19 protein-coding genes and 2 pseudogenes are annotated in these 24,916 nt (G+C 68.0%); 17 read left to right on the top strand and 4 right to left on the bottom strand.

Going from position 1 to position 24,916, the window contains the following annotated elements; translation table 11 throughout:
• Positions 1-86: 86 nt before the first annotated feature.
• Complete coding sequence (gene coaD, locus AC5Y4F_RS23915; RefSeq protein WP_499999047.1) at positions 87-569, top strand: pantetheine-phosphate adenylyltransferase; 483 nt, start codon at positions 87-89, stop codon at positions 567-569.
• Positions 570-635: 66 nt separating this feature from the next.
• On the opposite strand, the gene AC5Y4F_RS23910 is transcribed toward coaD, so the two are convergent.
• Positions 636-1,826 (bottom strand): permease, encoded by a 1,191-nt coding sequence (locus AC5Y4F_RS23910; RefSeq protein ID WP_499999053.1) that lies wholly within the window; start codon positions 1,824-1,826, stop codon positions 636-638.
• A 462-nt stretch (positions 1,827-2,288) separates the two neighbouring features.
• Here AC5Y4F_RS23910 and sepIVA point away from each other — a divergent pair, with 462 nt between their 5' ends.
• From sepIVA to mutM, 4 genes are all read left to right on the top strand, one after another.
• Entirely contained in the window at positions 2,289-3,026 is a 738-nt protein-coding gene (sepIVA, locus tag AC5Y4F_RS23905; RefSeq protein ID WP_067932020.1) for a cell division protein SepIVA, read from the top strand.
• A gap of 70 nt (positions 3,027-3,096) precedes the next feature.
• Positions 3,097-3,696 (top strand): YceD family protein, encoded by a 600-nt coding sequence (locus AC5Y4F_RS23900; protein WP_197520484.1) that lies wholly within the window; start codon positions 3,097-3,099, stop codon positions 3,694-3,696.
• A complete protein-coding gene (rnc, locus tag AC5Y4F_RS23895; RefSeq protein ID WP_067931961.1) occupies positions 3,693-4,406 on the top strand; it encodes a ribonuclease III in 714 nt (237 codons plus the stop codon). The genes AC5Y4F_RS23900 and rnc overlap by 4 nt, the downstream gene beginning before the upstream one ends.
• The gene (gene mutM / locus AC5Y4F_RS23890) at positions 4,407-5,276 is read left to right on the top strand and encodes a DNA-formamidopyrimidine glycosylase (protein WP_067931960.1); all 870 of its coding nucleotides are present in this window, start codon (positions 4,407-4,409) and stop codon (positions 5,274-5,276) included.
• Between the two features lie 20 nt (positions 5,277-5,296).
• Here mutM and AC5Y4F_RS23885 read toward each other — a convergent pair whose 3' ends face one another.
• Positions 5,297-6,073: a PIG-L deacetylase family protein gene (locus AC5Y4F_RS23885; RefSeq protein ID WP_067931959.1), complete on the bottom strand. Its 777-nt coding sequence runs from the start codon at positions 6,071-6,073 to the stop codon at positions 5,297-5,299.
• A 52-nt stretch (positions 6,074-6,125) separates the two neighbouring features.
• On the opposite strand from AC5Y4F_RS23885, the gene AC5Y4F_RS23880 reads away from it, so the two are divergent.
• The 7 genes from AC5Y4F_RS23880 to AC5Y4F_RS23850 all read left to right on the top strand — a co-directional run bounded on the left by AC5Y4F_RS23880 (position 6,126) and on the right by AC5Y4F_RS23850 (position 16,712).
• Positions 6,126-6,539 carry an OsmC family protein gene (locus AC5Y4F_RS23880; protein WP_067931958.1) on the top strand — a complete coding sequence of 138 codons (414 nt, stop codon included), beginning with the start codon at positions 6,126-6,128 and terminating at the stop codon, positions 6,537-6,539.
• Positions 6,526-6,819, top strand: coding sequence for an acylphosphatase (locus AC5Y4F_RS23875; protein WP_067931957.1), 294 nt, complete (start codon positions 6,526-6,528; stop codon positions 6,817-6,819). The genes AC5Y4F_RS23880 and AC5Y4F_RS23875 overlap by 14 nt, the downstream gene beginning before the upstream one ends.
• A 229-nt stretch (positions 6,820-7,048) precedes the next feature.
• Positions 7,049-10,639, top strand: coding sequence for a chromosome segregation protein SMC (gene smc, locus AC5Y4F_RS23870; RefSeq protein WP_499999040.1), 3,591 nt, complete (start codon positions 7,049-7,051; stop codon positions 10,637-10,639).
• A 285-nt stretch (positions 10,640-10,924) separates the two neighbouring features.
• Positions 10,925-12,280: a signal recognition particle-docking protein FtsY gene (ftsY, locus tag AC5Y4F_RS23865; RefSeq protein ID WP_499999038.1), complete on the top strand. Its 1,356-nt coding sequence runs from the start codon at positions 10,925-10,927 to the stop codon at positions 12,278-12,280.
• A 191-nt stretch (positions 12,281-12,471) separates the two neighbouring features.
• A complete protein-coding gene (locus AC5Y4F_RS23860) occupies positions 12,472-13,860 on the top strand; it encodes an ammonium transporter (protein WP_067931951.1) in 1,389 nt (462 codons plus the stop codon).
• The gene (gene glnB / locus AC5Y4F_RS23855; protein ID WP_003878721.1) at positions 13,857-14,195 is read left to right on the top strand and encodes a nitrogen regulatory protein P-II; all 339 of its coding nucleotides are present in this window, start codon (positions 13,857-13,859) and stop codon (positions 14,193-14,195) included. The genes AC5Y4F_RS23860 and glnB overlap by 4 nt, the downstream gene beginning before the upstream one ends.
• A gap of 45 nt (positions 14,196-14,240) precedes the next feature.
• Positions 14,241-16,712, top strand: a complete 2,472-nt coding sequence (locus AC5Y4F_RS23850) for a [protein-PII] uridylyltransferase (RefSeq protein WP_082947499.1) — start codon at positions 14,241-14,243, stop codon at positions 16,710-16,712.
• Between the two features lie 34 nt (positions 16,713-16,746).
• Here AC5Y4F_RS23850 and AC5Y4F_RS23845 read toward each other — a convergent pair whose 3' ends face one another.
• Positions 16,747-18,495, bottom strand: coding sequence for a DEAD/DEAH box helicase (locus AC5Y4F_RS23845; RefSeq protein WP_231986297.1), 1,749 nt, complete (start codon positions 18,493-18,495; stop codon positions 16,747-16,749).
• A 107-nt stretch (positions 18,496-18,602) separates the two neighbouring features.
• Positions 18,603-19,397: an alpha/beta hydrolase gene (locus tag AC5Y4F_RS23840; RefSeq protein ID WP_067931947.1), complete on the bottom strand. Its 795-nt coding sequence runs from the start codon at positions 19,395-19,397 to the stop codon at positions 18,603-18,605.
• A 133-nt stretch (positions 19,398-19,530) separates the two neighbouring features.
• Between AC5Y4F_RS23840 and ffh the strand changes: the two genes are divergently transcribed.
• The 5 genes and pseudogenes from ffh (at position 19,531) to AC5Y4F_RS23815 (ending at position 24,911) form a co-directional block, all read left to right on the top strand.
• On the top strand, positions 19,531-21,108 hold the full coding sequence (gene ffh / locus AC5Y4F_RS23835) for a signal recognition particle protein (protein WP_067931945.1): 1,578 nt from the start codon (positions 19,531-19,533) through the stop codon (positions 21,106-21,108).
• Positions 21,105-21,200 (top strand): annotated as a pseudogene (locus AC5Y4F_RS23830) (2-isopropylmalate synthase); the annotation flags it as partial. The gene ffh and the pseudogene AC5Y4F_RS23830, both read left to right, overlap by 4 nt.
• Positions 21,201-21,234: 34 nt before the next feature.
• Complete coding sequence (locus AC5Y4F_RS23825; RefSeq protein WP_156749955.1) at positions 21,235-22,311, top strand: metal-dependent hydrolase family protein; 1,077 nt, start codon at positions 21,235-21,237, stop codon at positions 22,309-22,311.
• Positions 22,312-22,461: 150 nt separating this feature from the next.
• Positions 22,462-24,307: pseudogene (locus AC5Y4F_RS23820) on the top strand (N-acyl-D-amino-acid deacylase family protein).
• A gap of 1 nt (position 24,308) precedes the next feature.
• The gene (locus tag AC5Y4F_RS23815; protein ID WP_067937353.1) at positions 24,309-24,911 is read left to right on the top strand and encodes a TetR/AcrR family transcriptional regulator; all 603 of its coding nucleotides are present in this window, start codon (positions 24,309-24,311) and stop codon (positions 24,909-24,911) included.
• Positions 24,912-24,916 lie beyond the last annotated feature (5 nt).

Below are 24,916 nucleotides of genomic sequence, written 5' to 3'. Positions count from 1 at the left end.
CTCAGCATCGCTTCGCTCTGCATCGTCGCGGCGCGCGTCATGGCGCCCGGTGTGCGTAGACCACCCCGTTGCGCTGGGGCGCCCGCATGAGCGGCGCAGTGTGCCCGGGATCGTTCGACCCGGTGACGTTGGGCCACATCGACGTCTTCGAGCGCGCGTCGGCTCAGTTCGACGAGGTGGTGGTGGCGATCCTGACCAACCCCGCCAAGAAGGGCATGTTCGACCTCGACGAGCGGATCGCAATGATCAACGAATCGACGACGCACCTGCCCAACCTGCGGGCGGAAGCCGGCCAAGGTCTAGTCGTCGACTTCGTCCGGTCGCGCGGCATGACGGCCATCGTGAAGGGGCTGCGCACCGGCACCGACTTCGAATACGAGCTGCAGATGGCGCAGATGAACAAACACGTCGCAGGCGTGGACACCTTCTTCGTCGCGACCGCCCCGCGCTATTCGTTCGTGTCGTCATCGCTGGCCAAAGAGGTGGCGATGCTCGGCGGTGACGTGTCGGAACTGCTGCCCGAAGCGGTCAATCGTCGCTTGCGGGTGAGGCTTTCGGACCAGTCCTGATGCGCCGGGGGCGACCGAGGGCGCCGCGCGGTGCTCGACGTGCAGTTACCGCAACCCCGCGGCCGGTCAGTGCCGATGCCCGGACTGGCCGGCCTCGGGGGAACCGCCCATCATGCGCACCATGGGCAGACCATCGGAGGCGATGAACCGGACGACCAGGATGACCGCGAGCACCAGGAACGCGATGTTGAGCCAGGTCGTGTAGTTCCATGAGATCGACGCTTCGAGCACCATCGCGTTGCGCTGTGTCGGAATGAGATGAGTTGTGCCGAAGATGAATTCGACCAAATACCCGGCGGCGACCATCGCGACATAGAAGGTGCCCAACAACGTCAGCATCATCCGGGTGCCGTAGTACTTGCGGTAGATATTCAGGATCGGAAGGATCAACAGGTCGGCATAGATGAACGCGATTACGCCGCCAAAGCTGATGCCCCCGTTCCACAACACCGCCGCCAGCGGGACGTTGCCGATCGAGCACACGAAGGACACGATCGCCACGATGGGCCCCACGATCGGTCCCCATATCGGCGAGAGGCCCGGGTGATCGACCAAAAAGAAGTTCTGCCAGAGTCTTTCGGGAACCCAGGCCGCGACGGCACCCGCGATCAGCAGGCCCAGGACGAGGTCGCGCAAGATCGCGAGCCACTCCATGACGAACACGTGCGAAACCGAGGTGAGGCCGGCCGGGGAGAACAGCCGTCGCCAAAACGAGCCGTCCCCTTGGACGGACATGTCCATGGCGGCATGGCCTTCCATCGAGCCGGCGATTCCCCGCTCGGCCTGCTCACGGGCGGCGTCGATGAGTCGCGATCGCACGAACAGCCGGAACAAAACGGCCAGCACCATGATCATCATGGGGCCGCCGACGAATTCGGCGGCGGTGAATTGCCAGCCCATCAGCAGCGCCAGGAGGATGCCCAGCTCCACCACCAGGTTGGTGGAGCCGATTTCAAACGTCATCGCCGCGGTGAAGTTGGCGCCCTTGCGAAACAGCGACCGCGCCAGCGCCACCGCGGCATACGAGCAGGAAGACGATGCCGCGCCCAGCCCGGCGGCGACCGCGAGGGTGCGCGGCCTATCGTCACCCATGAGCGCCACGATCGTCGAGCGCCGCACGACGGCCTGCACCACCGCCGAGAGGGCGAAGCCCAAGATCAGCGCCCACAGGATTTCCCACGTCATCGACCCCGCGACCGTCAAAGCATGCCCGACCGCTGATAGCACCGTCACTTGTGTCCTCCTGCGGTAACCCACTCGCTCGAAGCGGGTGCGTGTTAATTGGCAAGCATACCCCACGGGGGTATAAACCACCGCGAATGCAGCGCGCACCGAAGGGACTGTGCCGACCCGGCCGGCGTCCGACTGACGGTCCGATGGTGCGTTCGGCCGCCCGCGACCTAGAATCGCTGGCAAATAGCCGGTCCCCGGCGCGTCGACGCAAACGCCGGGCCTGCGCCCTTCCTGCATCGACGGGGATCCGGCAACGAATATGGATGAACCACCTCGCGCGGCCGTGGCGGCCGCGGAACTGCGTGAACGGGCGCTTCCTGATGACACTGACTGTCAACCGCCCAGCTCAAAACGCCTCACCGGCGCGTTTGAGGGGGCCCGAACGGGCAAATACCCGACACACCGGTGTCGCCACCGCTGTCACAGAGACAACACCAGGCACACTGGTAACAACAAGAGCTTTGCAGACGCCAGGAGGGTGTGGCCGTGTATCGAGTCTTTGAGGCGCTGGACGAACTCAGCGCCATTGTGGAAGAAGCCCGTGGCGTTCCGATGACGGCCGGCTGCGTGGTGCCCCGCGGCGACGTGCTGGAGCTGATCGACGACATCAAGGACGCAATCCCGGGCGAACTGGACGACGCCCAGGATGTCCTCGACGCGCGCGACTCCATGCTGCAGGACGCCAAGGCGCACTCCGAGTCCATGGTGTCCTCGGCGACCACCGAGTCGGAGTCGATGCTCAACCACGCCCGCTCAGAGGCCGACCGGCTGCTGTCCGACGCCAAGGCGCAAGCCGACCGCATGGTGAGCGAAGCGCGCCAGCACAGCGAGCGGATGGTCGGCGAGGCCCGCGAAGAAGCGATGCGCATCGCCACGGCGGCCAAGCGCGAGTACGAGGCCAGCGTCGGCCGCGCGCAGGCCGAAGCCGACCGGTTGCTGGAAAACGGCAACATCTCCTACGAGAAGGCCGTGCAAGAGGGCATCAAGGAGCAGCAGCGACTGGTCTCGCAGAACAGCGTGGTGGAGGCGGCTAACGCCGAGGCCACCCGGCTCATCGACTCGGCGCACGCCGAGGCCGACCGGCTGCGCGGCGAGTGCGACATCTACGTCGACAACAAGCTTGCCGAGTTCGAGGAATTCCTCAACGGCACCCTGCGGTCGGTGGGGCGCGGTCGTCACCAACTGCGGACGGCGGCCGGAACCCACGACTACGCCGTGCGGTAGTCGCTGCGCGGGCCGTTTGCCGGGCACGCGCGCCCTGGAATTATGCGGTCAGCGCCGTAGGATTTCCGATATGGCGCGGCAGCACAGCACAGGATCGGGCCGCGGCGCGGGGTCACGGCTGGCCGCGCCGATGGCGTTCGACATCACGCGGCTCGGGCGTCGCCCCGGGGCGATGGTGACGTGGCAGAAAACCGTGCCCAGTCCGTCGCGCATCGGACTGGACATGATCGCCATAGAGGCGGAAGCCCCGCTCGAGCTGGACTTACAGATTCAATCGGTGTCCGAGGGCGTGCTGGTGACCGGGACGGTCACCGCGCCCACGGTCGGCGAATGCTCCCGTTGTCTGACCAAGCTCGACGGACGGGTCCAAGTGCGGCTCACCGAGCTGTTCGCCTACCCCGACAGCACCACCGAGGCCACCACCGAGGAAGACGAGGTGGGTCACATCCTCGACAACACCATCGACCTTCAGCAGTCGATCGTCGACGCCGTGGGGCTGGAACTCCCGTTCTCCCCCGTATGCACCCCGGACTGCCCGGGCCTGTGTCCTGAGTGCGGTGTTTCGCTGGCCGCCGAGCCGGGCCATCAGCACGATCGCATCGATCCACGGTGGGCCAAGCTGGCCGGCATGTTCAGCGCGGAGTCGGACGAGTCGCGGGGTAAACGGTGAGTTCACGGCAACAGCTGCTCGATGCCCTCGGGGTTGAGCTGTCCGACGAACTGCTATCCCTGGCGTTGACGCATCGCAGCTATGCCTACGAACACGGGGGCCTGCCGACCAACGAACGGCTGGAATTCCTGGGCGACGCCGTGTTGGGCCTCTCCATCACCGATGAGTTGTATCACCGTCATCCCGACCGCACCGAGGGTGACCTGGCCAAACTGCGCGCCAGCGTGGTCAACACCCAGGCGCTGGCCGACGTCGCGCGCAAGCTGTGCGAGGGCGGCCTCGGCGTCCATCTGCTGCTGGGGCGCGGCGAAGCCAACACCGGCGGTGCCGACAAATCGAGCATCCTTGCCGACGGCATGGAGTCGCTGTTGGGCGCGATCTACCTCCATCACGGGATTGACGTTGCGCGCGAGGTGATCCTGCGGTTGTTCGGCCCGCTACTGGATGCCGCGCCGACGCTGGGGGCCGGGCTGGACTGGAAGACCAGCCTGCAGGAACTGACCGCGGCCCGCGGCATGGGCGCGCCGTCCTACGTCGTCACCTCGACCGGGCCGGATCACGATAAGGAATTCACCGCGGTGGTCGTAGTGGCGGAAACCGAATACGGCACGGGTGTCGGCCGCTCCAAGAAGGAAGCCGAGCAGAAGGCCGCTGCGGCCACCTGGAAGACGCTCGACGTGCTGGACCCCGCGGGAAAAACGTCCGTCTAGATGCCCGAACTGCCCGAAGTCGAGGTGGTGCGCCGCGGCTTGCACGCCCATGTCGTCGGCAAGACGATCACCGCCGCCCGGGTGCATCACCCGCGCGCGGTGCGTCGGCACGAAGCCGGGCCCGCGGACCTCACCGCCCGGTTGCTGAATGCGCGGATCACCGGCACCGATCGGCGCGGCAAGTACCTGTGGCTGCTGCTCGACACGGAACCCCCTGGGCAGGAATCGGATACGGCGTTGGTAATCCATCTCGGCATGAGCGGGCAGATGCTGCTGGGTGAGGTGCCGCGCGCGGACCACGTCCGGATCTCCGCGCTGCTCGACGACGGCACCGTGCTGAGTTTCGCCGACCAGCGCACCTTCGGCGGGTGGATGCTCGCCGACCTGGTGAAGGTGGACGGCAGCGTGGTACCGGAGCCGGTCGCGCATCTGGCGCGTGACCCGCTGGACCCCCGATTCGATGCCGGGGCGGTGGTAAAAGTGTTGCAGCGCAAGCATTCCGAAATCAAGCGGCAGCTTCTGGATCAGCAGGTTGTGTCCGGCATCGGCAACATCTACGCCGACGAGGCGCTGTGGCGGGCCAAGGTGAACGGGGCGCGGATCGCCGACACGCTGAGCCGCAAGCAGTTGACCGCCGTGCTGGACGCGGCCGCCGAGGTGATGCGCGATGCGTTGGCCAAAGGCGGGACCTCGTTCGATTCGCTCTACGTCAACGTGAACGGCGAATCGGGTTACTTCGACCGGTCGCTCGACGCGTACGGGCGTGAAGGTGAAGCCTGCCACCGCTGTGGAGCGGTGATGCGCCGGGAGAAGTTCATGAACCGCTCCTCGTTCTACTGCCCGAAATGTCAACCGCGGCCACGGGCTTGAGCTTTTCGAGTGCGGCTGGCTCAATCGAAGATGTCGCGGCGCAGCGTCCCGGTGGGCAACGCCGGGTCCACGAACCATTCGTGGCGAAAAAGCACACCGAACACCTGCGGCGGCAACCGGAGTAGTAGCCCGAACAGCCGCGCGCCCAGACCGGACGCGCCGATCTGAGAGCGGTGCGCGGCCAGAGCATCTCGCTTCTGGCGCGCAAAGCGAAAGACGTTGACCCGATGGGTGATTGTCGCGCGCGGAGCGTATGCGTCCCGGACGACGTCGCGCTCGTATGGGCCGGGAAGCCGCAGTAGGTGCGCGATATCGCTGACGCGGCACAGCATTTCGCGCGGTATGGTCACCTCGAGCACCCGCGGGGTGGCGGCGAGTTCGGCGGCACGCTTGCCGACGTGGTGTACCTGGACGTGGTCACGATGGCCGTAGCCACCGTTCGGTTGGTAGTTGAGCAGCAGGTCGGCGTGTTCGTCGCGCAGGATGCTCGCCAGCCGCGTAGCCGCCTCGTCGGAATCCGCACGCCCGAATCGGATGCGCCCTGCGGGATCCGGGTAGAACAGCGGACCGTAGCCACTGTCGGCATACCCGAGGCACTCCACGCGGTGTACACCGAGAATCCCTGCGCTCGTGTGCAATTCATCGATTCGGTGGTTTCCGTCTTCATTGTGGACGCGCCCGTCTGTTGCCGTGACCACGACCACCCGGTGCCCGGCCGCGGCTGCCCGTGCCAGGGTGCCGCCGGTGAGCAGGACCTCGTCGTCGGGATGGGCGTGGAATGCGACCACGGTTGCCATGTAAAGCAGTATGCCCGTGCGTCAATGTCCGGGCGCCCGGTAGAAATAAGCCATGGTCGAACTATGGGTGGAACGCACCGGAACTCGCCGCTACGCGGGGTACAGCTCACGCGGAGCGCAGGTGCTGATCGGTTCCGAGGACGTCGACGGGGTGTTCACGCCCGGCGAGCTGCTCAAGATCGCGCTCGCGGCTTGCAGCGGGATGTCCAGCGACCTACCGCTGGCCCGCCGGCTGGGCGACGACTACAAGGCGGTCATCAAGGTCTCCGGAGCTGCCGACCGCGAGCAGGAACGCTATCCGCTGCTGGAAGAGACCCTGGACCTGGACCTGTCGGGACTGGCCGACGACGAGAAGGAGCGCCTGCTGGTGGTGGTCAATCGGGCCATCGACCAGGTCTGCACCGTCGGGCGCACGCTCAAGTCGGGTACCGCCGTCGACTTCGAGGTTAACGATGTCGGAGCCTGACACCCGTCTGACCGCCTGGGTACACGGTCAGGTTCAGGGCGTCGGTTTCCGTTGGTGGACGCGCTGCCGGGCACTGGAGCTGGGCCTTACCGGTTATGCGGCCAATCAGGCCGACGGCCGCGTCCTGGTGGTCGCCCAAGGGGCGCGGCCGGCCGCCGAAAAGCTGCTACACCAGCTCGAAGGTGGCACGGCGTGGCCGTCGCGACCCGGGCATGTCGACAAGGTCGTGGCCGATTGGTCGCCGCCGCAGGAGCGGTTCGAGGGTTTCGAAGAGCGCTGAGGCACGTCGCGGGCTGCGGGGCACAGCAGTCAAGTTCCGGCTCAGGCTTTGATGGTCGTTTTCGGAACGCGCTAGCGGGTCTCGAAATGCCTTGATTGCCAGGTTTCCGTGGCTGGTGTGACCCATGTGACCAGTGCGCCGACCACGCAAAGCACCGCTATTGTTTCGGGCGAGCCGACACCCCTCGGTGCAGCTGTCCTCGGCGGTTTGAGCGGTAGTCTGGCTCGCCGTGTACCTCAAGAGTCTGACGCTGAAGGGCTTCAAGTCCTTCGCCTCGCCGACGACTCTGCGTTTCGAACCGGGCATCACCGCCGTCGTCGGGCCCAACGGGTCCGGCAAATCCAACGTCGTCGACGCGCTGGCCTGGGTCATGGGGGAGCAGGGGGCAAAGACGCTGCGCGGCGGGAAGATGGAAGACGTCATCTTCGCCGGGACCTCGTCGCGGGCTCCGCTGGGCCGCGCCGAGGTCACCGTCACCATCGACAACTCCGACAACGCGCTGCCCATCGAATACTCCGAGGTGTCCATCACACGGCGGATGTTCCGCGACGGCGCCAGTGAATACGAAATCAACGGCACCAGTTGCCGTTTGATGGATGTTCAAGAACTACTGAGCGACTCCGGGATCGGCCGGGAAATGCACGTCATCGTCGGGCAGGGCAAGCTCGACGAGATCCTGCAATCGCGACCCGAGGACCGTCGCGCGTTCATCGAAGAAGCCGCCGGGGTGCTCAAGCACCGCAAGCGCAAGGAAAAAGCCCTCCGCAAACTTGACGCGATGTCGGCGAACCTGGCCCGGCTCACCGACCTGACCACCGAGTTGCGCCGCCAGCTCAAACCGCTCGGCCGCCAGGCCGAGGTGGCCCGTCGCGCCCAGACGATCCAGGCCGACCTGCGCGACGCCCGGCTGCGGCTGGCCGCCGACGACCTGGTCAACCGCCAGGGCGAGCGCGAGGCCATCTTCGAGGCCGAGGCAGCCATACGCCGGGACCACGACCAGGCCTCCTCGCGGCTGGCCGAGGCGTCCGCGGAGCTGACCACGCATGAAACGGCGGTTAGCGAACTCTCCGGCCGGGCCGACTCGGTTCAGCACACCTGGTTCGCGCTGTCCGCGTTGGCCGAACGGGTCGCCGCGACCGTGCGGATCGCCAGCGAGCGGGCCCAGCATCTCGATCTGGAGCCGGTTGCCACCAGCGACACCGACCCCGACGCGCTGGAAGCCGAGGCCGAACAGGTCGAGGTCGCCGAGCGGCAGCTGCTCGCCGAACTGGCCGGCGCGCGCACCCGCCTCGACGCTGCGCGCGCCGAACTGGCCGAGCGGGAGCGTGAGGCCGCCGACGCCGATCGGGCGCACATGGCGGCGGTGCGCGCGGAGGCGGATCGTCGAGAAGGTTTGGCGCGCTTGGCAGGTCAGGTGGAGACGATGCGCGCGCGGGTGGAATCGATCGATGACAGCGTGGCGCGCCTGTCCGAACGCATTGAACAGGCCGCCGCCCGCGCGCAGCAGGCCAAGGTGGAATTCGAGACCGTCCAGGGCCGCGTCGGTGAACTCGACCAGGGCGAGGTGGGCCTCGACGAACACCACGAGCGCACCGTCGCCGCGTTGCGGCTCGCCGACGAACGGGTGGCCGAGCTGCAGTCGGCCGAGCGAGACGCCGAACGCCAGGTGGCCTCGTTGCGAGCCCGCATCGACGCCCTCGCGATCGGGCTCGAGCGTAAGGACGGCGCGGCGTGGCTCAGCGAAAACCACGGCGACACAGGGCTTTTAGGGCCCATTGCCAAATTGGTCAAGGTTCGGCCCGGCTACGAGGCGGCGTTGGCTGCGGTGCTGGGATCGGCGGCCGACGCATTGGCTGCCGAGAGCCTCGGCGCGGCGCGTTCGGCCGTCGCCGCGCTCAAGGAGGCGGATGGCGGTCGGGCTGCGCTGGTGCTCGGGGACTGGCCCGCCGAACCGCCGGCGCCGCAGGCCGCCCCGGCAGCCGCACTGTGGGCACTCGACCTGATCGAGGCGCCCGCCCGGCTGCGCGGCGCGATCACCGCCATGCTCTCCGGCGTCGCGGTCGTCGACGGCCTGGACCAGGCCCTGGCCCTGGTGGCGGCGCACTCGCACCTGCGCGCGGTGACGCTCGATGGTGACCTGGTGGGCGCCGGCTGGGTGAGCGGCGGGTCGGACCGCAAGCCGTCCACGCTCGAGGTGACCTCGGAAATCGACAAGGCCGGTGCCCAGCTCACCGCCGCGGAGGCCCGGGTGGCCGAGCTGAGCGCGGCGCTGTCCGGCGCGCTGACCGAGCAGATGGCGCGTCAGGACTCGGCCGAGCAGGCACTGGCCGCGCTGAACGAGTCCGACAGCGAGATCTCGGGGATGTACGAGCAGCTGGGCCGGCTCGGTCAGGACGCCAGGACGTCCGAAGACGAGTGGAGCAGGCTGCTGCGGCAACGCGAGGAGCTCGAAGCGGGCCGGACCCAGACCGTCGCCGAAGTCACCGAGCTGGAGACCCGGCTGCGCAACGCGCGGGAGACCCAGCACGCACCGGCGGAAGAACCCGTGGACCGTCAGCAGATCGCCGCGGCCACCGAGGCCGCTCGCAGCGTCGAAATCGAGGCGCGGCTGGCCGTGCGGACCGCCGAAGAGCGTGCGAATGCGGTCCGCGGGCGGGCGGATTCGTTGCGCCGAGCGGCCGCGGCCGAACGCGAAGCCCGGCTGCGGGCGCAGCAGGCGCGGGAGGCACGACTGCGCGCCGCCGCGGTGGCGGCGGCGGTAGCCGACTCAGGCCGGCATTTGGCGCAGCGGCTGAACGAAGTCGTCAACGCCGCCTCGAAGATCCGCGACGCCCTGGCCGCCGAACGCCAGCAGCGTGCGACCGCGATGGCAGCCGTGCGCGACGAGGTTAACGCGTTGAGCGCCCGGGTGGCCGCCCTGACCGACTCGCTGCATCGCGACGAAGTGGCCAACGCCCAGGCGGCGATGCGAATCGAGCAGCTCGAGCAGATGGTGCTCGAGCAGTTCGGCATGGCGCCCGCCGACCTGATCGCCGAGTATGGCCCGGAGAACCAACTGCCGCCCTCCGAGCTGGAGATGGCCGAATACGAGCAGGCCAAGGAGCGCGGCGAACAGGTTTTCGCGCCCGCCCCGATTCCCTACGACCGGCCCACCCAGGAGCGCCGGGCCAAGCGGGCCGAGCGTGAGCTGGCCGAACTGGGCAGGGTCAACCCGCTGGCGCTGGAGGAGTTCGCCGCGCTCGAAGAGCGCTACAACTTCCTGTCCACCCAACTCGAGGACGTCAAGGCCGCCCGCAAGGACCTGCTCGGTGTGGTCGACGAAGTCGACGCCCGCATCCTGCAGGTGTTCAGCGAGGCCTACACCGACGTCGAACGCGAGTTCTCCGACGTCTTCACCGTGCTGTTCCCCGGCGGTGAGGGCCGGCTGCGGCTGACCAATCCCGACGACATGCTCACCACCGGCATCGAGGTCGAGGCCCGCCCGCCGGGCAAGAAGATCACCCGCCTCTCGCTGCTGTCCGGTGGCGAGAAGGCGCTGACGGCGGTCGCGATGCTGGTGGCGATCTTCCGGGCTCGCCCGTCGCCGTTCTACATCATGGACGAGGTGGAGGCCGCCCTCGACGACACCAACCTGCGGCGGCTGATCTCGCTGTTCGAGCTGCTGCGTGCGCGCTCTCAGCTCATCATCATCACGCACCAGAAGCCGACGATGGAGGTCGCGGACGCTTTGTACGGCGTCACCATGCAGGGCGACGGCATCACCGCCGTTATCTCCCAGCGGATGCGTGGCCAGCAGGTGGAGCAGCTGGTCACCACTTGATCAGCGGGTCGGCGCCATTGACCCGCGGCGATCGCGAGCGCGGCGGTGCCGGGTGAAGCGGGTCGGCGCCATCGACCGAGGCGATCGCGAGCGCGGCGGTGCCGGGTGAAGCGGGTCGGCGCCATCGACCCGCGGCGATCGCGAGCGCGGCGGTGCCGGGTGAAGCGGGTCGGCGCCATTGGCCCGCGGCGATCGCGAGCGCGGCGGTGCCGGGTGAAGCGGGTCGGCGCCATCGACCGAGGCCCGGTGACCACCCGGCACCGTAGAGCTTGAAACAATGTCAGCGTGTCCCAAGGTCTTTGGATCGCGATCGCGGTCATCGCTGCCCTGGTCGTCATCACCGCGCTGGTCCTGGGCCTGCTGCGGTATCGGCGGCGCCGCATCAGCTTCTCAACCCGGCCCGAACCCGGGGCGATAGACCGTTCCGGTGGCTACACCGCGTCCTCGGGCATCACTTTCAGCCAGACCCAGACGGCCGACCGGCTCGACACCACCGGGCTGCCCGCAGTAGGTGACGACGCGGCCATTCCCCGCGACGCGCCGCGGCGCACCATTTCCGAGGTCGAGCTTCCCGAACCGGTGCCCGAGGCACCGGCGCCGGAGGCCCCAGTCGCGGCGCCGGCAACCTCAGCCCCGGCGCCCCCGGGCCCCCCGCCCGAAACCCCGGCGCCGGAGGCCCCGGCCGCTGCCGAAACGATCGCACCCGAGCTCGAGGAGATCGCGCCGACCGAGGGCCGACTGGAGCGGCTGCGCGGCAGGCTGGCCAGGTCGCAGAACGCGCTCGGGCGCAGCGTGCTGGGCCTGATCGGCGGCGGCGACCTGGACGAGGACGCTTGGCAGAATGTCGAGGACACACTGCTGGTCGCCGACCTGGGCCCGGTGGTCGCCGAATCGGTGATCTCCCAGTTGCGCAGCCGGCTGGCCAGCAGCGATGTGCGCACCGAGGCCGACGCCAAGGCCGTGCTGCGCGACGTGCTGATCAAGGAGTTGCAGCCCGACATGGACCGGTCGATCCGGGCCCTGCCGCATGACGACCACCCCTCGGTGCTGCTGATCGTTGGCGTGAACGGCACCGGAAAAACCACCACCGTCGGCAAACTGGCCCGGGTCCTGGTCGCCGACGGGCGCCGCGTCGTCCTGGGCGCCGCCGACACGTTTCGTGCCGCGGCGGCCGATCAGCTGCAGACGTGGGCGTCGCGGGTGGGCGCGGAGGTGGTGCGCGGAGCCGAAGGGGCCGACCCGGCGTCGGTGGCGTTCGACTCCGTCGACAAAGGCATCGCCGCGGGCGCCGACGTCGTGCTCATCGACACCGCCGGGCGGCTGCACACCAAGGTCGGGCTGATGGACGAGCTCGACAAAGTAAAGCGTGTTGTAACACGGCGCGCGGCGGTCGACGAGGTCTTGCTGGTGCTCGACGCCACCATCGGACAGAACGGGCTGGCCCAGGCCCGGGTGTTCGCCGAGGTGGTCGAGATCACGGGTGCGGTGCTGACCAAGCTGGACGGAACGGCCAAGGGCGGCATCGTTTTTCGGGTCCAGCAGGAACTCGGCGTGCCGGTCAAACTGGTCGGGCTCGGGGAAGGACCCGACGACCTCGCGCCGTTCGAACCGGCCGCTTTCGTCGACGCACTGCTCGGCTGAAACCTCTTACACGGTGAGCGGGACGTTAATCCCGCTGAAACATGGCGGCCCCATCGCCGAAACAACCATCTCGCAATGTTCTGGAACAGGTCATCAGATGCGCGTCTGACGGCCAATTGTGGGCCGACCGGAGGAGATTGCGAGTGACATACCCAATACTGGGCCAGCCCAATACCGGCGATACCGCCTGGATGTTGGCCAGTTCCGCGCTGGTGCTGTTGATGACGCCGGGTCTGGCGTTTTTCTACGGAGGTATGGTGCGCGCCCGAAGCGTGCTGAACATGCTCATGATGAGCATCAGCGCTATGGGCGTGGTCACCGTGTTGTGGGTGCTCTACGGCTATTCGCTGGCCTTCGGCGACGACGCTGGCAACGGCGTCGTGGGAAAGCCGACCTCGTTCTGGGGCCTGAAGGGCCTCATCGGCGTCAACGCGGTAGCCGCTGATCCGAGCAAAGGCGTTGCGGCAACCGATATCCCGTTGGCGGGCACCCTGCCGGCCACGGTGTTCGTGGCGTTCCAGCTGATGTTTGCGATCATCACCGTCGCCCTGATCTCGGGCGCGGTGTCCGACCGGCTGAAGTTCGGCGCCTGGCTGGTGTTCGCCGGCCTGTGGGCGACGTTCGTCTATTTCCCGGTCGCCCACTGGGTTTTCGCGTTCGACGGCTTCGCTTCCGAGAAGGGCGGCTGGATCGCAAACAAGCTGCACGCGATCGACTTCGCCGGGGGGACCGCGGTCCACATCAATTCCGGTGTGGCGGGCCTGATGTTGGCGATCGTGCTGGGTAAGCGGCGCGGTTGGCCTACCACGTTGTTCCGGCCGCACAACCTGCCGTTCGTAATGCTCGGCGCCGGGTTGCTGTGGTTCGGTTGGTACGGGTTCAACGCGGGATCGGCCACCACCTCCAACGGTGTCGCCGGGTCGACATTCATGACCACCACTGTCGCGACGGCCACCGCGATGCTGGGCTGGATGCTCACCGAGCGCATCCGCGACGGCAAGGCGACCACGCTGGGCGCGGCGTCCGGCATCGTCGCGGGCCTGGTCGCCATCACGCCGTCCTGCTCGTCGGTCAACGTGCTTGGCGCGTTGGTGGTGGGCCTGGTGGCCGGCGTGGTGTGCGCGCTGGCGGTCGGCCTGAAATTCAAGCTGGGCTTCGACGACTCGCTCGACGTGGTCGGGGTGCACCTGGTCGGCGGCTTGGCCGGCACCCTGCTGGTGGGGCTGCTCGCCGCACCGGAGACCCCGGCCATCAACGGCGTAGCGGGGGTGTCCAAGGGATTGTTCTACGGCGGCGGCTGGGCACAGCTCGAGCGGCAGGCAGTCGGCGCGTTCAGTGTCCTGATCTACTCTGGGGTGGTTACGCTGATCCTGGCGCTGATCCTGAAGTACACCATCGGGCTTCGTCTCAACCCAGAGGCGGAAGCCTCGGGTATCGACGAGGCCGAGCATGCCGAGAGTGGTTACGATTTCGCCGTGGCGACCGGTTCGGTTCTGCCGCCCCGGGTCGCTGTGGCGGATACCCGCAACGGTCTGGAGGAGGAGCGAGTGGGCGACAAAGTGGAGGCAGAGCAGTCATGAAGCTGATCACCGCGATCGTAAAGCCGTTCACGCTCGATGACGTGAAGACCAGTCTGGAGGACGCGGGTGTCCTGGGGATGACGGTCAGCGAAATCCAGGGCTACGGACGGCAGAAGGGTCACACCGAGGTCTACCGAGGCGCCGAATACTCGGTCGACTTCGTGCCCAAGGTGCGCATCGAAGTCGTGGTCGACGACTCCATCGTCGACAAGGTCGTGGACAGCATCGTCCGGGCGGCGCGCACCGGCAAGATCGGTGACGGCAAGGTGTGGGTGAGCCCCGTGGAAACCATTGTGCGGGTGCGCACCGGTGAGCGCGGAACTGATGCGCTATGACATCCGCTGTCAATTGCTGATTCGACCCGGGCGGGCCGGGAGGGGATGACCCCGAACGACCCCGACTCGTCCGGGCATCTAGCGGGGGCAGAAAGCGCCTGCGGGGCAGTCGATCTGGCTGCCTCGCGGCGCCAACTGCTGTCTGAGGGCAGCAAGCTGCACGCCGCCGAACTTCGGCACGCCTGGCTGGATCTGCACGAATCATGGTTGATGGCCAAGGCGGCCGAGATCGGGATCGCCGACGACGGTGGTTTTGCGGTCGTCGGGATCGGCGGATTGGGCCGACACGAGCTGTTGCCGTATTCCGATCTCGATCTGATGCTGTTGCACGACAACAAGTCTGACGACGTGATCGGCGAAGTGGCCGACAAGTTGTGGTATCCGCTGTGGGACGCCAACGTTCGGCTCGACCACAGCGTGCGGACCGTCTCCGGAGCCCTCGGTGTGGCCAATGCCGACATGATCGCGGCGCTGGGCATGCTCGACGCCCGCCATATCGCCGGCGATGCGCGACTGTCCGACGAATTGATCGCCGGCGCACGACAGCAGTGGCGCAGCGCAATCCGCTCCCGGATGAACGAGCTCGTCGAAATTACGCAGGCCCGCTGGGAACGTTGTGGCCGCATCGCGCAGCGGGCGGAGCCGGATTTGAAGTCGGGTCGCGGCGGACTTCGCGATGTGCAACTGCTAGACGCGCTGGGCGTGGCCCAGCTGATCGACCGCCACGGCATGGCCCGTCCCGAGTCACCCGGGGGTTCCCTCGACGATGCTCACCTGACGCTGCTCGACGTGCGCACCGAGCTGCACCGTGTGTCGGGACGCGGACGCGATCAGCTGCAGGCTCAATACGCCGACGAGATCAGTGCCGCCCTGCACATCGGAGATCGATTTGACTTGGCGCGCAAGCTTTCCGGTGCCGGGCGCACCATCGCCTACCATGCCGAGACCGGCATTCGGACCGCCGAGAACGCGCTGCCGCGGCGCGGGGTGACGGCCCTGGTGCGGCGGCCCAAGCGCCGCCCGCTGGACGAGGGTGTCGTCGAATATGCCGGAGAGATCGTGCTCGCTCGCGACGCACGCCCTGATACCGACGTCGGCTTGGTGTTGCGGGTGGCCGCCGCGTCGGCCGATACGGGGTTGCCGATCGGCGCCGCCACGCTGAGCCGGCTGGCTGCCAGCGCGCCGGAGATGCCGGTGCCGTGGCCGCGAGAGTCGTTGGACGACTTGCTCGTTGTGCTGTCCGCTGGGCCGACGACAGTGGCGACGATCGAGGCGCTCGACCGCACCGGGCTGTGGGGCCGACTGCTACCCGAATGGGACGCCATCCGCGACCTGCCGCCCCGCGACGTCGCGCACAAATGGACGGTGGACCGCCACGTGATCGAGACGACCGTCAACGCCGCGCCGCTGTCCACCCGGGTGGCGCGGCCCGACCTGCTCGCGCTCGGCGCTCTGCTGCACGACATCGGCAAAGGCCGCGGCGTCGACCACAGCGTGCTCGGTGCGGGCCTGGCGCTCGAGATCGGGCCGAGGCTGGGCATGCCGCCGGCCGAGGCCGAGTTGCTCGCCCAACTGGTCCGCCACCATCTGCTGTTGCCGATGGTGGCCACCCGCAGCGACCTCAACGATCCCAATACCATTGAGCGCGTGGTGAAATCGCTGAGCGGGGACGCGCTACTGCTGGAAGTCCTGCACGCGCTGACCGAGGCGGACTCGAAGGCCACCGGCCCCGGAGTGTGGAGCGAGTGGAAGGCGTCGTTGATCGACGACCTGGTCCGCAGATGCCGGCTGGTGATGGCCGGCGAGCCCCTGCCCGAGGCCGAACCCGCTGCGCCGCAATATCTCTCGCTCGCCACCGATCGCGGCGTGCATGTGGACATCAAGCCCGGCGGTGGCGAACGCGTGGATGTGGTGATGGCCGCACCGGATCAGCGGGGGCTGGTGTCCAAAGCCGCCGCGGTGCTGGCGCTGAACTCGCTGCGCATCCATTCGGCCTCGGCCAGCACTCACGAGGGATTCGCGATCGTCGAGTTCGTGGTGTCGCCGTTATTCGGTTCACCGCCGGAGGCCGGCCTGCTGCGCCAGCAGTTCAACGGCGCGCTCGCCGGCGACGTCGACGTGCTGGGCACCTTGGAGAAGCGCGACGGCGACGCCGTCAGCGTCCCAACCAGCCGCGCCGGCGAGGTACAGGTCGGGGTGCCCGTCACGCGGTCGAGCGCACCGCCGCGCATCCTGTGGGTCGACTCGGCCTCACCCGACCAGTTGATCGTCGAAGTCCGCGCCACGGACCGCCTGGGGCTGCTCGCGCTGCTGACCCGCGCGCTGGAGCGCGCGGGCACCGACATCGTCTGGGCGAAGGTCAACACCTTCGGGTCGACGGCGGCGGATGTCTTCTGTGTGACGGTGCCGGCCGACGCCGACGCCGGGCACCGGGCGCGCGACGGGGTCGAGCAGAGCCTGCTGGCCGTGTTGGGCGGGCCGGCGGTCGAGGTGCTCGAGGAACCGGTCGGCGACTAGGGCTCAGCGCGCCGACCCGGCGCGCCGCGCTGGCTCAAGAATGCTCGGCATTGAGCCGGCGCACGGCGTCGATGCGCGCGCGCAGCTGCTCGCGGCTCGCCGCGGCGATCGGGGGGCCGCCGCAGCGGCGGCGCAGTTCGCTGTGGATCCAGCCGTGCGGCTTTCCGGTGCGGTGATGGGCGATCGAGACGAGGGTGTTCAGCTCGCGGCGCAACTCCCGGAGCTGGCCCTGCACGGTCGCCGGAGGTGTGCCGACGCCCGACAACAAGCCGCCTGCCTTTTGCAACTGGGCCCGCTTCTGCAGCTGTTCGTCCTGGCGCTGGTGCAGCAGGGTGCGCATCTGATCGGCATCGAGCAGCCCCGGGATCTCGAGGTAGTCCGCTTCCTCGTCGCTGCCGGCCGGAGCGGCGGTGCCAAACGATGATCCGTCGAAGATGAGCTGATCGAGTTCCGCGTCGGCACCCAACGAGGTGAACCCCTTGTCGAGGTCGCTCTTCTCGTCCTGCGCCTTGGTGGCGGGATCGCTCTCGAGCGGGTCACCCTCTAAGACGCGGTGCGGCTCGCCGAGCACGTGGTTGCGCTGGGCCTCCAGCTCACTGGCCAGCTGCAGCAGGTTGGGCACCGACGGCACGAAGATGCTTGCGATTTCCCCCGGACGACGCGACCGCACGAACCGGCCGACGGCCTGCGCGAAGAACAGCGGCGTCGAGGCGCTGGTGGCGTAGATCCCGACCGACAGCCGCGGCACGTCGACGCCTTCGGAGACCATGCGCACCGCGACCAGCCAGCGGCTGGTGCTCGCGGCGAATTCGCTGATCCGCGCCGACGATCCGGGATCGTCGGAGAGCACCAGCGTCGGCGTCTCGCCGGTCAGCTTCGTCAGGAGGGCGGCATAGGCGCGCGCCGCCGTCTGATCCGAAGCGATGATCATTGCGCCGGCATCGGGTATGTGCGTGCGCAGTTGGCGCAGCCGCAGATCCGCGGCCCTGATCACCGCGGGCATCCATTCGCCGGCCGGATCCAGCGCCGTGCGCCACGCGCGCGCCGTCTGCTCGGCCGACAGCGGCTCGCCGAGGCGCGCCGAGTGCTCCTCCCCGGCGCTGTCGCGCCACCGCGCCTCCCCGGAATAGGCGAGGAACACCACGGGACGGACCACGCCGTCGGCGAGCGCGTCGGTGTAGCCGTAGGTGTGGTCGGCTCGCGAACGCCGTATCCCGTCGGGACCGGCCTCGTAGGTCACGAACGGGATGGGGCTGTCGTCGCTACGAAAGGGCGTTCCCGTCAGGGCGAGTCGGCGGGTGGCGTCCGCGAAGGCTTCGCGGATGGCATCGCCCCACGTTTTGGCGTCACCGCCGTGGTGTATCTCGTCGAAGATGACCAGCGTTTTGCGTTGCTCGGTGCGCACCCGGTGCAACGTCGGGTGCGCTGCGATCTGCGCGTAGGTGACCATCACCCCGTGATACTCCGGCGCGATCCGCGGGTTGCCATTGGAGAACCTCGGGTCCAGGGCCAGGCCGTAACGCTGCGCGGCCTGCGCCCACTGCACCTTCAGGTGTTCGGTGGGCACGACGACGGTGACGTGCTCGACGGCCCGTTGGCCCAGCAGTTCGACCGCCACCCGCAAGGCGAAGGTCGTTTTCCCCGAGCCCGGCGTGGCCACCGCCAGGAAATCGCGCGGCTGACCGGCGAGGTAGCGCACCAGCGCCCTGCGCTGCCAGCCGCGCAGCACGCCGGTGTCGCTGGGATCGCTGTCGGCCCGCGCCTGGATGTCGCTGAGCGGCATCGACACAGGCCCCCCGTTCGTTGCTCGTCGACGCGGCTGACTCGATTGAGTCGCGGCTGTGAAATCTAGCACGCCAACGCTTTTCGGCGCACCAACGACTCGACTGGCTATCGTTTCGGGCTCACCGTTTCGCGGGTCTGGAGCCATTCGTGGATGCGCCCGGCAACGTCGGCCCAGCCCGGTTCGAGCATCATGTTGTGGCCCATGGAGAAGAATTCCGGCTCGGTGCGGTAGGCGCGCGCGGTGTTGCACACCTCACGGACACTGACGAAGCCGTCGTACTCGGCGCCCAGGACCAAGATCGGTGTGGTCACCCGCTTGGTTCTGACGCGGCGGACGATCGGGTCGGTCATGGCCGCGCGAACGCTCTCGGCCCCGGCGCGTTGCCGACAGGATTCGACGACGGCCTCGGGAGTGTCGGCGCAGAACAGGTACTCGCGGGCCAGCGCCGGGGTGGCGAGAAACTTCAGCAGCGTGGGATCGCTCCACGATTCCATCGTCATCGACGGTCGCCGCCGCCAGACCCGCAACGCCAGGGTGAGCACGCCCTGCGGCGGCACGGAGCCCACCAGCACCGCCGCCGGAGCGCTTCGATCCTCGAGGTAGCGCTGGATCACGAAACCGCCCAGGGAATGGCCGATCAGCACCGGCCCACCGCCCAGGTCGTCCGCCACGGAACGGACGTCGTCGATGTAGTCGGCGATGGACACCTTCGGCAGCGGTTTGGACGTGGGGCTCGCGCCGTGTCCGCGCAGGCTCATCGCGACCGCGCGGTAGCCGGCATCGGCGAAGAAGTCCAGAAAGTGTTCCCAGCACCATGCGCCGTGCCAGCCGCCGTGCACGAAGAGCAGAGGCACCGGATGCGCTTCGGTGCACGACCCCCTGTCGATCACCTCGAGCATGAGCCTGACCTTCCGCCGTCGACTTGCCGAAACATAAGCCACGAGGACGTCCTCCGGCGTGTCTTCTGCGTCATTTATGCGTCGCCGAACCTGCGCCGGGCGAGCAGCCTGAGCCCACCACTAGGCTGGCGGGGTGTTTGAATCGCTGTCCGACCGCTTGACCGGTGCCCTCGCAGGGCTACGCGGCAAGGGTCGTTTGACCGACGCTGATATCGAGGCCACCACCCGCGAAATCCGGTTGGCCCTGCTGGAAGCCGACGTGTCGCTACCGGTGGTGCGCGCTTTCGTCACCCGGATCAAGGACCGCGCCAAGGGCGCCGAGGTGTCCAGCGCTCTCAACCCGGCCCAACAGGTCGTCAAGATCGTCAACGAGGAACTGATCGGCATCCTGGGCGGCGAAACCCGCCAGCTGGCGTTCGCGAAGACGCCGCCGACCGTGGTGATGCTCGCCGGACTGCAGGGTTCCGGTAAGACGTCGCTGGCCGGGAAGCTGGCCGCCTGGCTGCGCGGACAGGGACACACCCCGCTGCTGGTGGCCTGCGACCTGCAACGCCCCGCCGCGGTGAACCAGCTGCAGGTCGTCGGGCAGCGCGCCGGGGTACCGGTCTTCGCGCCGCATCCCGGCACCCCCCCTTCCGGCCCGGATGCCGGTTCCGTCGGGGACCCGGTCGCCGTCGCGGCGGCCGGCCTCGCCGAGGCGCAGGCCAAGCATTTCGACGTCGTCATCGTCGACACCGCGGGCCGGCTGGGTATCGACGACGAGTTGATGGCGCAGGCCGCGGCCATCCGCGAGGCGATAAATCCCGACGAAGTCCTGTTCGTGCTCGACGCGATGATCGGTCAGGACGCCGTCACCACCGCGGAGGCGTTTCGCGAGGGCGTCGGCTTCACCGGGGCGGTGCTGACCAAGCTCGACGGTGACGCCCGCGGTGGCGCGGCGCTCTCGGTCCGCGAGGTGACCGGTGTCCCAATCCTTTTCGCGTCCACCGGCGAGAAGCTGGAGGACTTCGACGTCTTCCACCCGGACCGGATGTCCAGCCGCATCCTGGGCATGGGCGACGTGCTGAGCCTAATCGAGCAGGCCGAACAGGTCTTCGACGCCGAACAGGCCGAGGCCGCCGCCGTGAAGATCGGCACCGGCGAGCTCACGCTCGAGGACTTCCTGGAACAGATGCTGGCCATCCGCAAGATGGGCCCGATCGGCAACCTGCTGGGCATGTTGCCGGGCGCCGGGCAGATGAAGGACGCGCTGGCCCAGGTCGACGACCGCCAGCTCGACCGCCTGCAGGCCATCATTCGCGGCATGACGCCTGCAGAGCGTGCCGATCCGAAGATCATCAACGCGTCGCGGCGGCTGCGCATCGCCAACGGGTCGGGCGTCACCGTGTCCGAGGTCAACCAGCTGGTGGACCGCTTCTTCGAGGCCCGCAAGATGATGTCGTCGATGCTCGGTGGCATGGGCATCCCGGGCATCGGTCGCAAGTCCGCGACGCGAAAGTCCAAGGGGGCGAAGGGCAAGGCCGGCAAAAAGGGCAAGAAGGGCGGACGCGGGCCGACACCGCCGAAGGCGCGCAACCCCCTGGGAGCCGGGGTGCCGGGCATGCCGGTCGGGTTCCCCGACCTGTCGCAGATGCCCGAAGGGCTCAACGAGCTGCCGCCGGGGCTGGCCGACTTCGATCTGTCCAAGCTGAAGTTCCCGGGCAAGTCGTGACGATCGCGAGCGCGGCGGAGCCGGGCGAAGCGGGTCGTCACCATTGGGGCGCGATCGCGAGCGCGGCGGAGCCGGGCGAAGCGGGTCGTCACCATTGGGCCGGAAGCAGGTAGCCGCCCGGTGCGCATGCACGTGCGGGGCGTGGGGCTGCCCGACGAAACCAAGATCGAACTGTGGATAGTCGACGGCCGCATCAGCGCCGAACCCGTCGCGGGCGCCGAGACGGTCTTCGACGGCGGCTGGATCGTGCCCGGGCTGGTCGATGCCCACTGCCACGTCGGCCTGGGTGATCACGGCGAGATCCCGCTGGACGACGCAATCGCCCAGGCCGAGATCGAACGCGATGTCGGCGCGCTGCTGTTGCGGGACTGCGGGTCCCCGACCGACACCCGCAGCCTCGACGACCGCGACGATCTGCCCCGAATCATTCGGGCCGGAAAGCATCTGGCCAGACCCAAGCGGTATGCCGCGGGCTTCTCGCGTGAGCTCGAAGACGAATGGCAACTGCCGCAGGCGGTGGCCGAGGAGGCCAAGCGGGGCGACGGCTGGATCAAGCTGGTCGGCGACTGGATCGACCGCAGCGTCGGCGATCTGGCCCCACTGTGGTCCGACGACGTGCTCAAGGCCGCGATCGAAACCGCGCATGTCCACGGCGCCCGGGTCACCGCGCACGTCTTCAGTGAGGACGCGTTGCCCGGGCTGATCAGCGCCGGCATCGACTGCATCGAGCACGGGACCGGCGTGGACGACGACACCATTGAGCTGATGGTCGAGCATGGGACCGTCCTGGTCCCGACGCTGGTCAACATCGTGGAGAACTTTCCCGGGATCGCCGACGCCGCCTCGAAGTATCCCGCGTATGCCGCGCACATGCGTGATCTGCATGCGCGTGGGCTGTCCCGGATCGCGGCGGCCCGCGAGGCGGGCGTGCCGATCTACGCCGGCAGCGATGCCGGCACCATGGTCGCGCCCGGGCGCATCGCCGACGAGGTCGAAGCGCTCAAGAGCATCGGGATGAGCCCGACCGAAGCGCTGGGCGCGGCGTGCTGGGACGCGCGCCGCTGGCTCGGCCGGCCAGGGCTGGATCACGGCGCCTCGGCGGACTTGCTGTGCTACTCGACCGACCCGCGTTCGGGCGCCGCCATATTGAACAGTCCCGACCTGATCATGCTGCGCGGCAACATCTTCCGGTCACCGGCCTAGCCGCGCACTTGCGGGACGTCGCAGTGCTGCCCCGCCGCGCCGAGGTCAGCGCGATTGCGGCCGCGGCGCGGCGCAATGCCGCACACTAACCACCAACGCCGAATATTTCTCAACGTTCCGCGCCAAAAAGATTGCGAGTGCTTGCTATCTATGTTAGCGTTCCGCCATCAACGACATGGAGGAAACCATGGCCTACGACGTGATCATCCGCGACGGATTGTGGTTCGACGGGACGGGCTGCCCGCCCCTGACGCGCACGCTCGGCATTCGCGACGGCGTCGTGGCCACCGTGTCCACCCAGTCGCTGGATGAGACCGGGTGCCCCGAGGTGATCGACGCGGCCGGCAAGTGGGTGGTGCCCGGCTTCCTCGACGTACACACCCACTACGACGCCGAGGTGCTGCTGGATCCCGGGCTACGCGAGTCGGTGCGCCACGGCGTCACCACGGTGCTGCTGGGCAACTGCTCGTTGTCGACGGTCTACGCTGATTCCCAAGACGCCGCCGACCTGTTCAGCCGCGTGGAGGCGGTGCCGCACGAATACGTCTTCGGCGCACTGGATTCCAACCGAACGTGGTCGACGGCCGCGGAGTACATCAAGGCGATCGACGCCCTGCCGCTGGGTCCCAATATCGGTTCACTGCTTGGTCATTCGGACCTGCGGACCGCGGTGCTGGGACTTGATCGGGCCACCGACGCCGCGGTGCGGCCCACCGAGGCCGAGCTGGAGAAGATGGCCGAACTGCTGGACGAGGCCCTGGACGCCGGTGTCCTCGGCATGTCCGGAATGGACGCCCCCATAGACAAACTAGACGGCGAACGGTTCCGCTCCCGCGCCCTGCCGTCCACTTTCGCGACGTGGCGGGAGCGGCGCAAGCTGATCAAGGTCCTGCGCAAGCGCGGCCGAATTCTGCAAAGCGCCCCCAACGTGGCAAGGCCGTCGACCGGAATGCTCTTCTTCCTGGCCAGCAGCCGGCTACTCAACTGGGGCAAGGGCGTTCGGATGAGCATGCTGGTATCCGCCGACGCCAAGTCGATGCCGCTGTCGGTTTACGTGTTCGGCCCGGGGACTCGTCTGCTGAACAAGCTACTGGGCGCCAGCGTGCGGTTTCAGCACCTGCCGGTGCCATTCGAGTTGTACTCCGATGGAATCGACCTGCCGGTCTTCGAGGAGTTCGGCGCCGGAACGGCCGCCCTGCACTTGCGAGACCAGTTGGAGCGCAACGCATTACTGGCGAACAAGGAATACCGCCGCAAGTTCCGGCGCGAGTTCGACCGCATCAAGCTCGGGCCGTCGCTGTGGCACCGCGACTTCCACGACGCGGTCATCGTCGAATGCCCGGACCGCTCGTTGATCGGGAAGAGCTTTGGCGCGATCGCCAACGAGCGCAAGCTGCACCCGCTCGACGCATTCCTGGACGTGCTCGTCGAAAACGGTGAACGCAACGTCCGGTGGACGACCGTCGTCGCCAACCATCGGCCCAAGCTACTGAACGCGCTCGCCAACGAAGGCAGCGTGCACATGGGTTTTTCGGATGCCGGAGCGCACCTGCGCAACATGGCCTTCTACAACTTCGGATTGCGTATGCTCAAGCGCGCCCGCGATGCCTACCGGGCCGGCGCGCCCTTCATGTCGATCGAGCACGCGGTCTATCGGCTCACCGGTGAACTGGCGGAATGGTTCGGCGTCGACGCCGGCACGCTACGGCAGGGCGATCGTGCGGACTTTGTGGTGATCGATCCCGTCGGCCTCAACGATGCCGTCGATGCCTACCACGAGGAAGCCGTGCCGTTCTACGGTGGCCTGCGACGCATGGTCAACCGCAACGACGACGCAGTAGTCGCCACCGGTGTCGGCGGCGTGGTCGTCTTCGGCGGAAGTCACTCGAAAGGCGAATTTCGGGACGGCTACGGACAATCCGTGCGGTCGGGCCGTTACCTGCGGGCGGGGGAGCACGACCGCCGGGAGCGCAGCGCGGTGGGCGTCACCGCCTGACATGGCCAGGACCCAGCAGCAGCGCCGCGAGGAGACCGTCGGGCGGCTCATCGATGCGTGCATCGCCACCATCATCGAGGTCGGCTACGCCCGGGCGTCGGCCGCGGTGATTGCCAAACGGGCCGGGATGTCGGTGGGTGCGCTGTTCCGGCACTTCGACACCATGGGCGATTTCATGGCCGCGACGGCCTCGGAGGTGCTACGACGACAGCTGGAGTCGTTCACCAAGGGAGTCGCCGAAATACCGGCCGACCGACCGGCGCTGCAAGCGGTGCTGGAGATCCTGCGAGACATCACCGGCGGCCCCACCAACACTGTGATCTACGAGTTGACGATTGCCGCGCGTACCGACGAAAAGCTCAGGGACACCTTGCAACACGAGCTGGGACAATACGCCGCGAAGATCGACGACGTGGCGCGGGCGCTGCCCGGCGTCGAGGCCTTCCCCGAGGACACCCTCCTGGTTTTGGTGGCGCTGATGCGCAACGTGTTCGACGGAGCCGCGGTGATCGAGGGGGTCTTGCCGCAGCCGGAGATCGCGGCGCAGCGGATTCCGGTGCTGATGGCACTGCTGACCGCGGCGCTGCCGGACGCGGACTCCTGACGAAT

The sequence above is a fragment of the Mycobacterium sp. NGS56 genome (genome assembly GCF_059812425.1).
The sequence above is the reverse complement of the archived record's forward strand: the minus strand, read 5'-3'. Positions and strand labels throughout refer to the sequence as shown.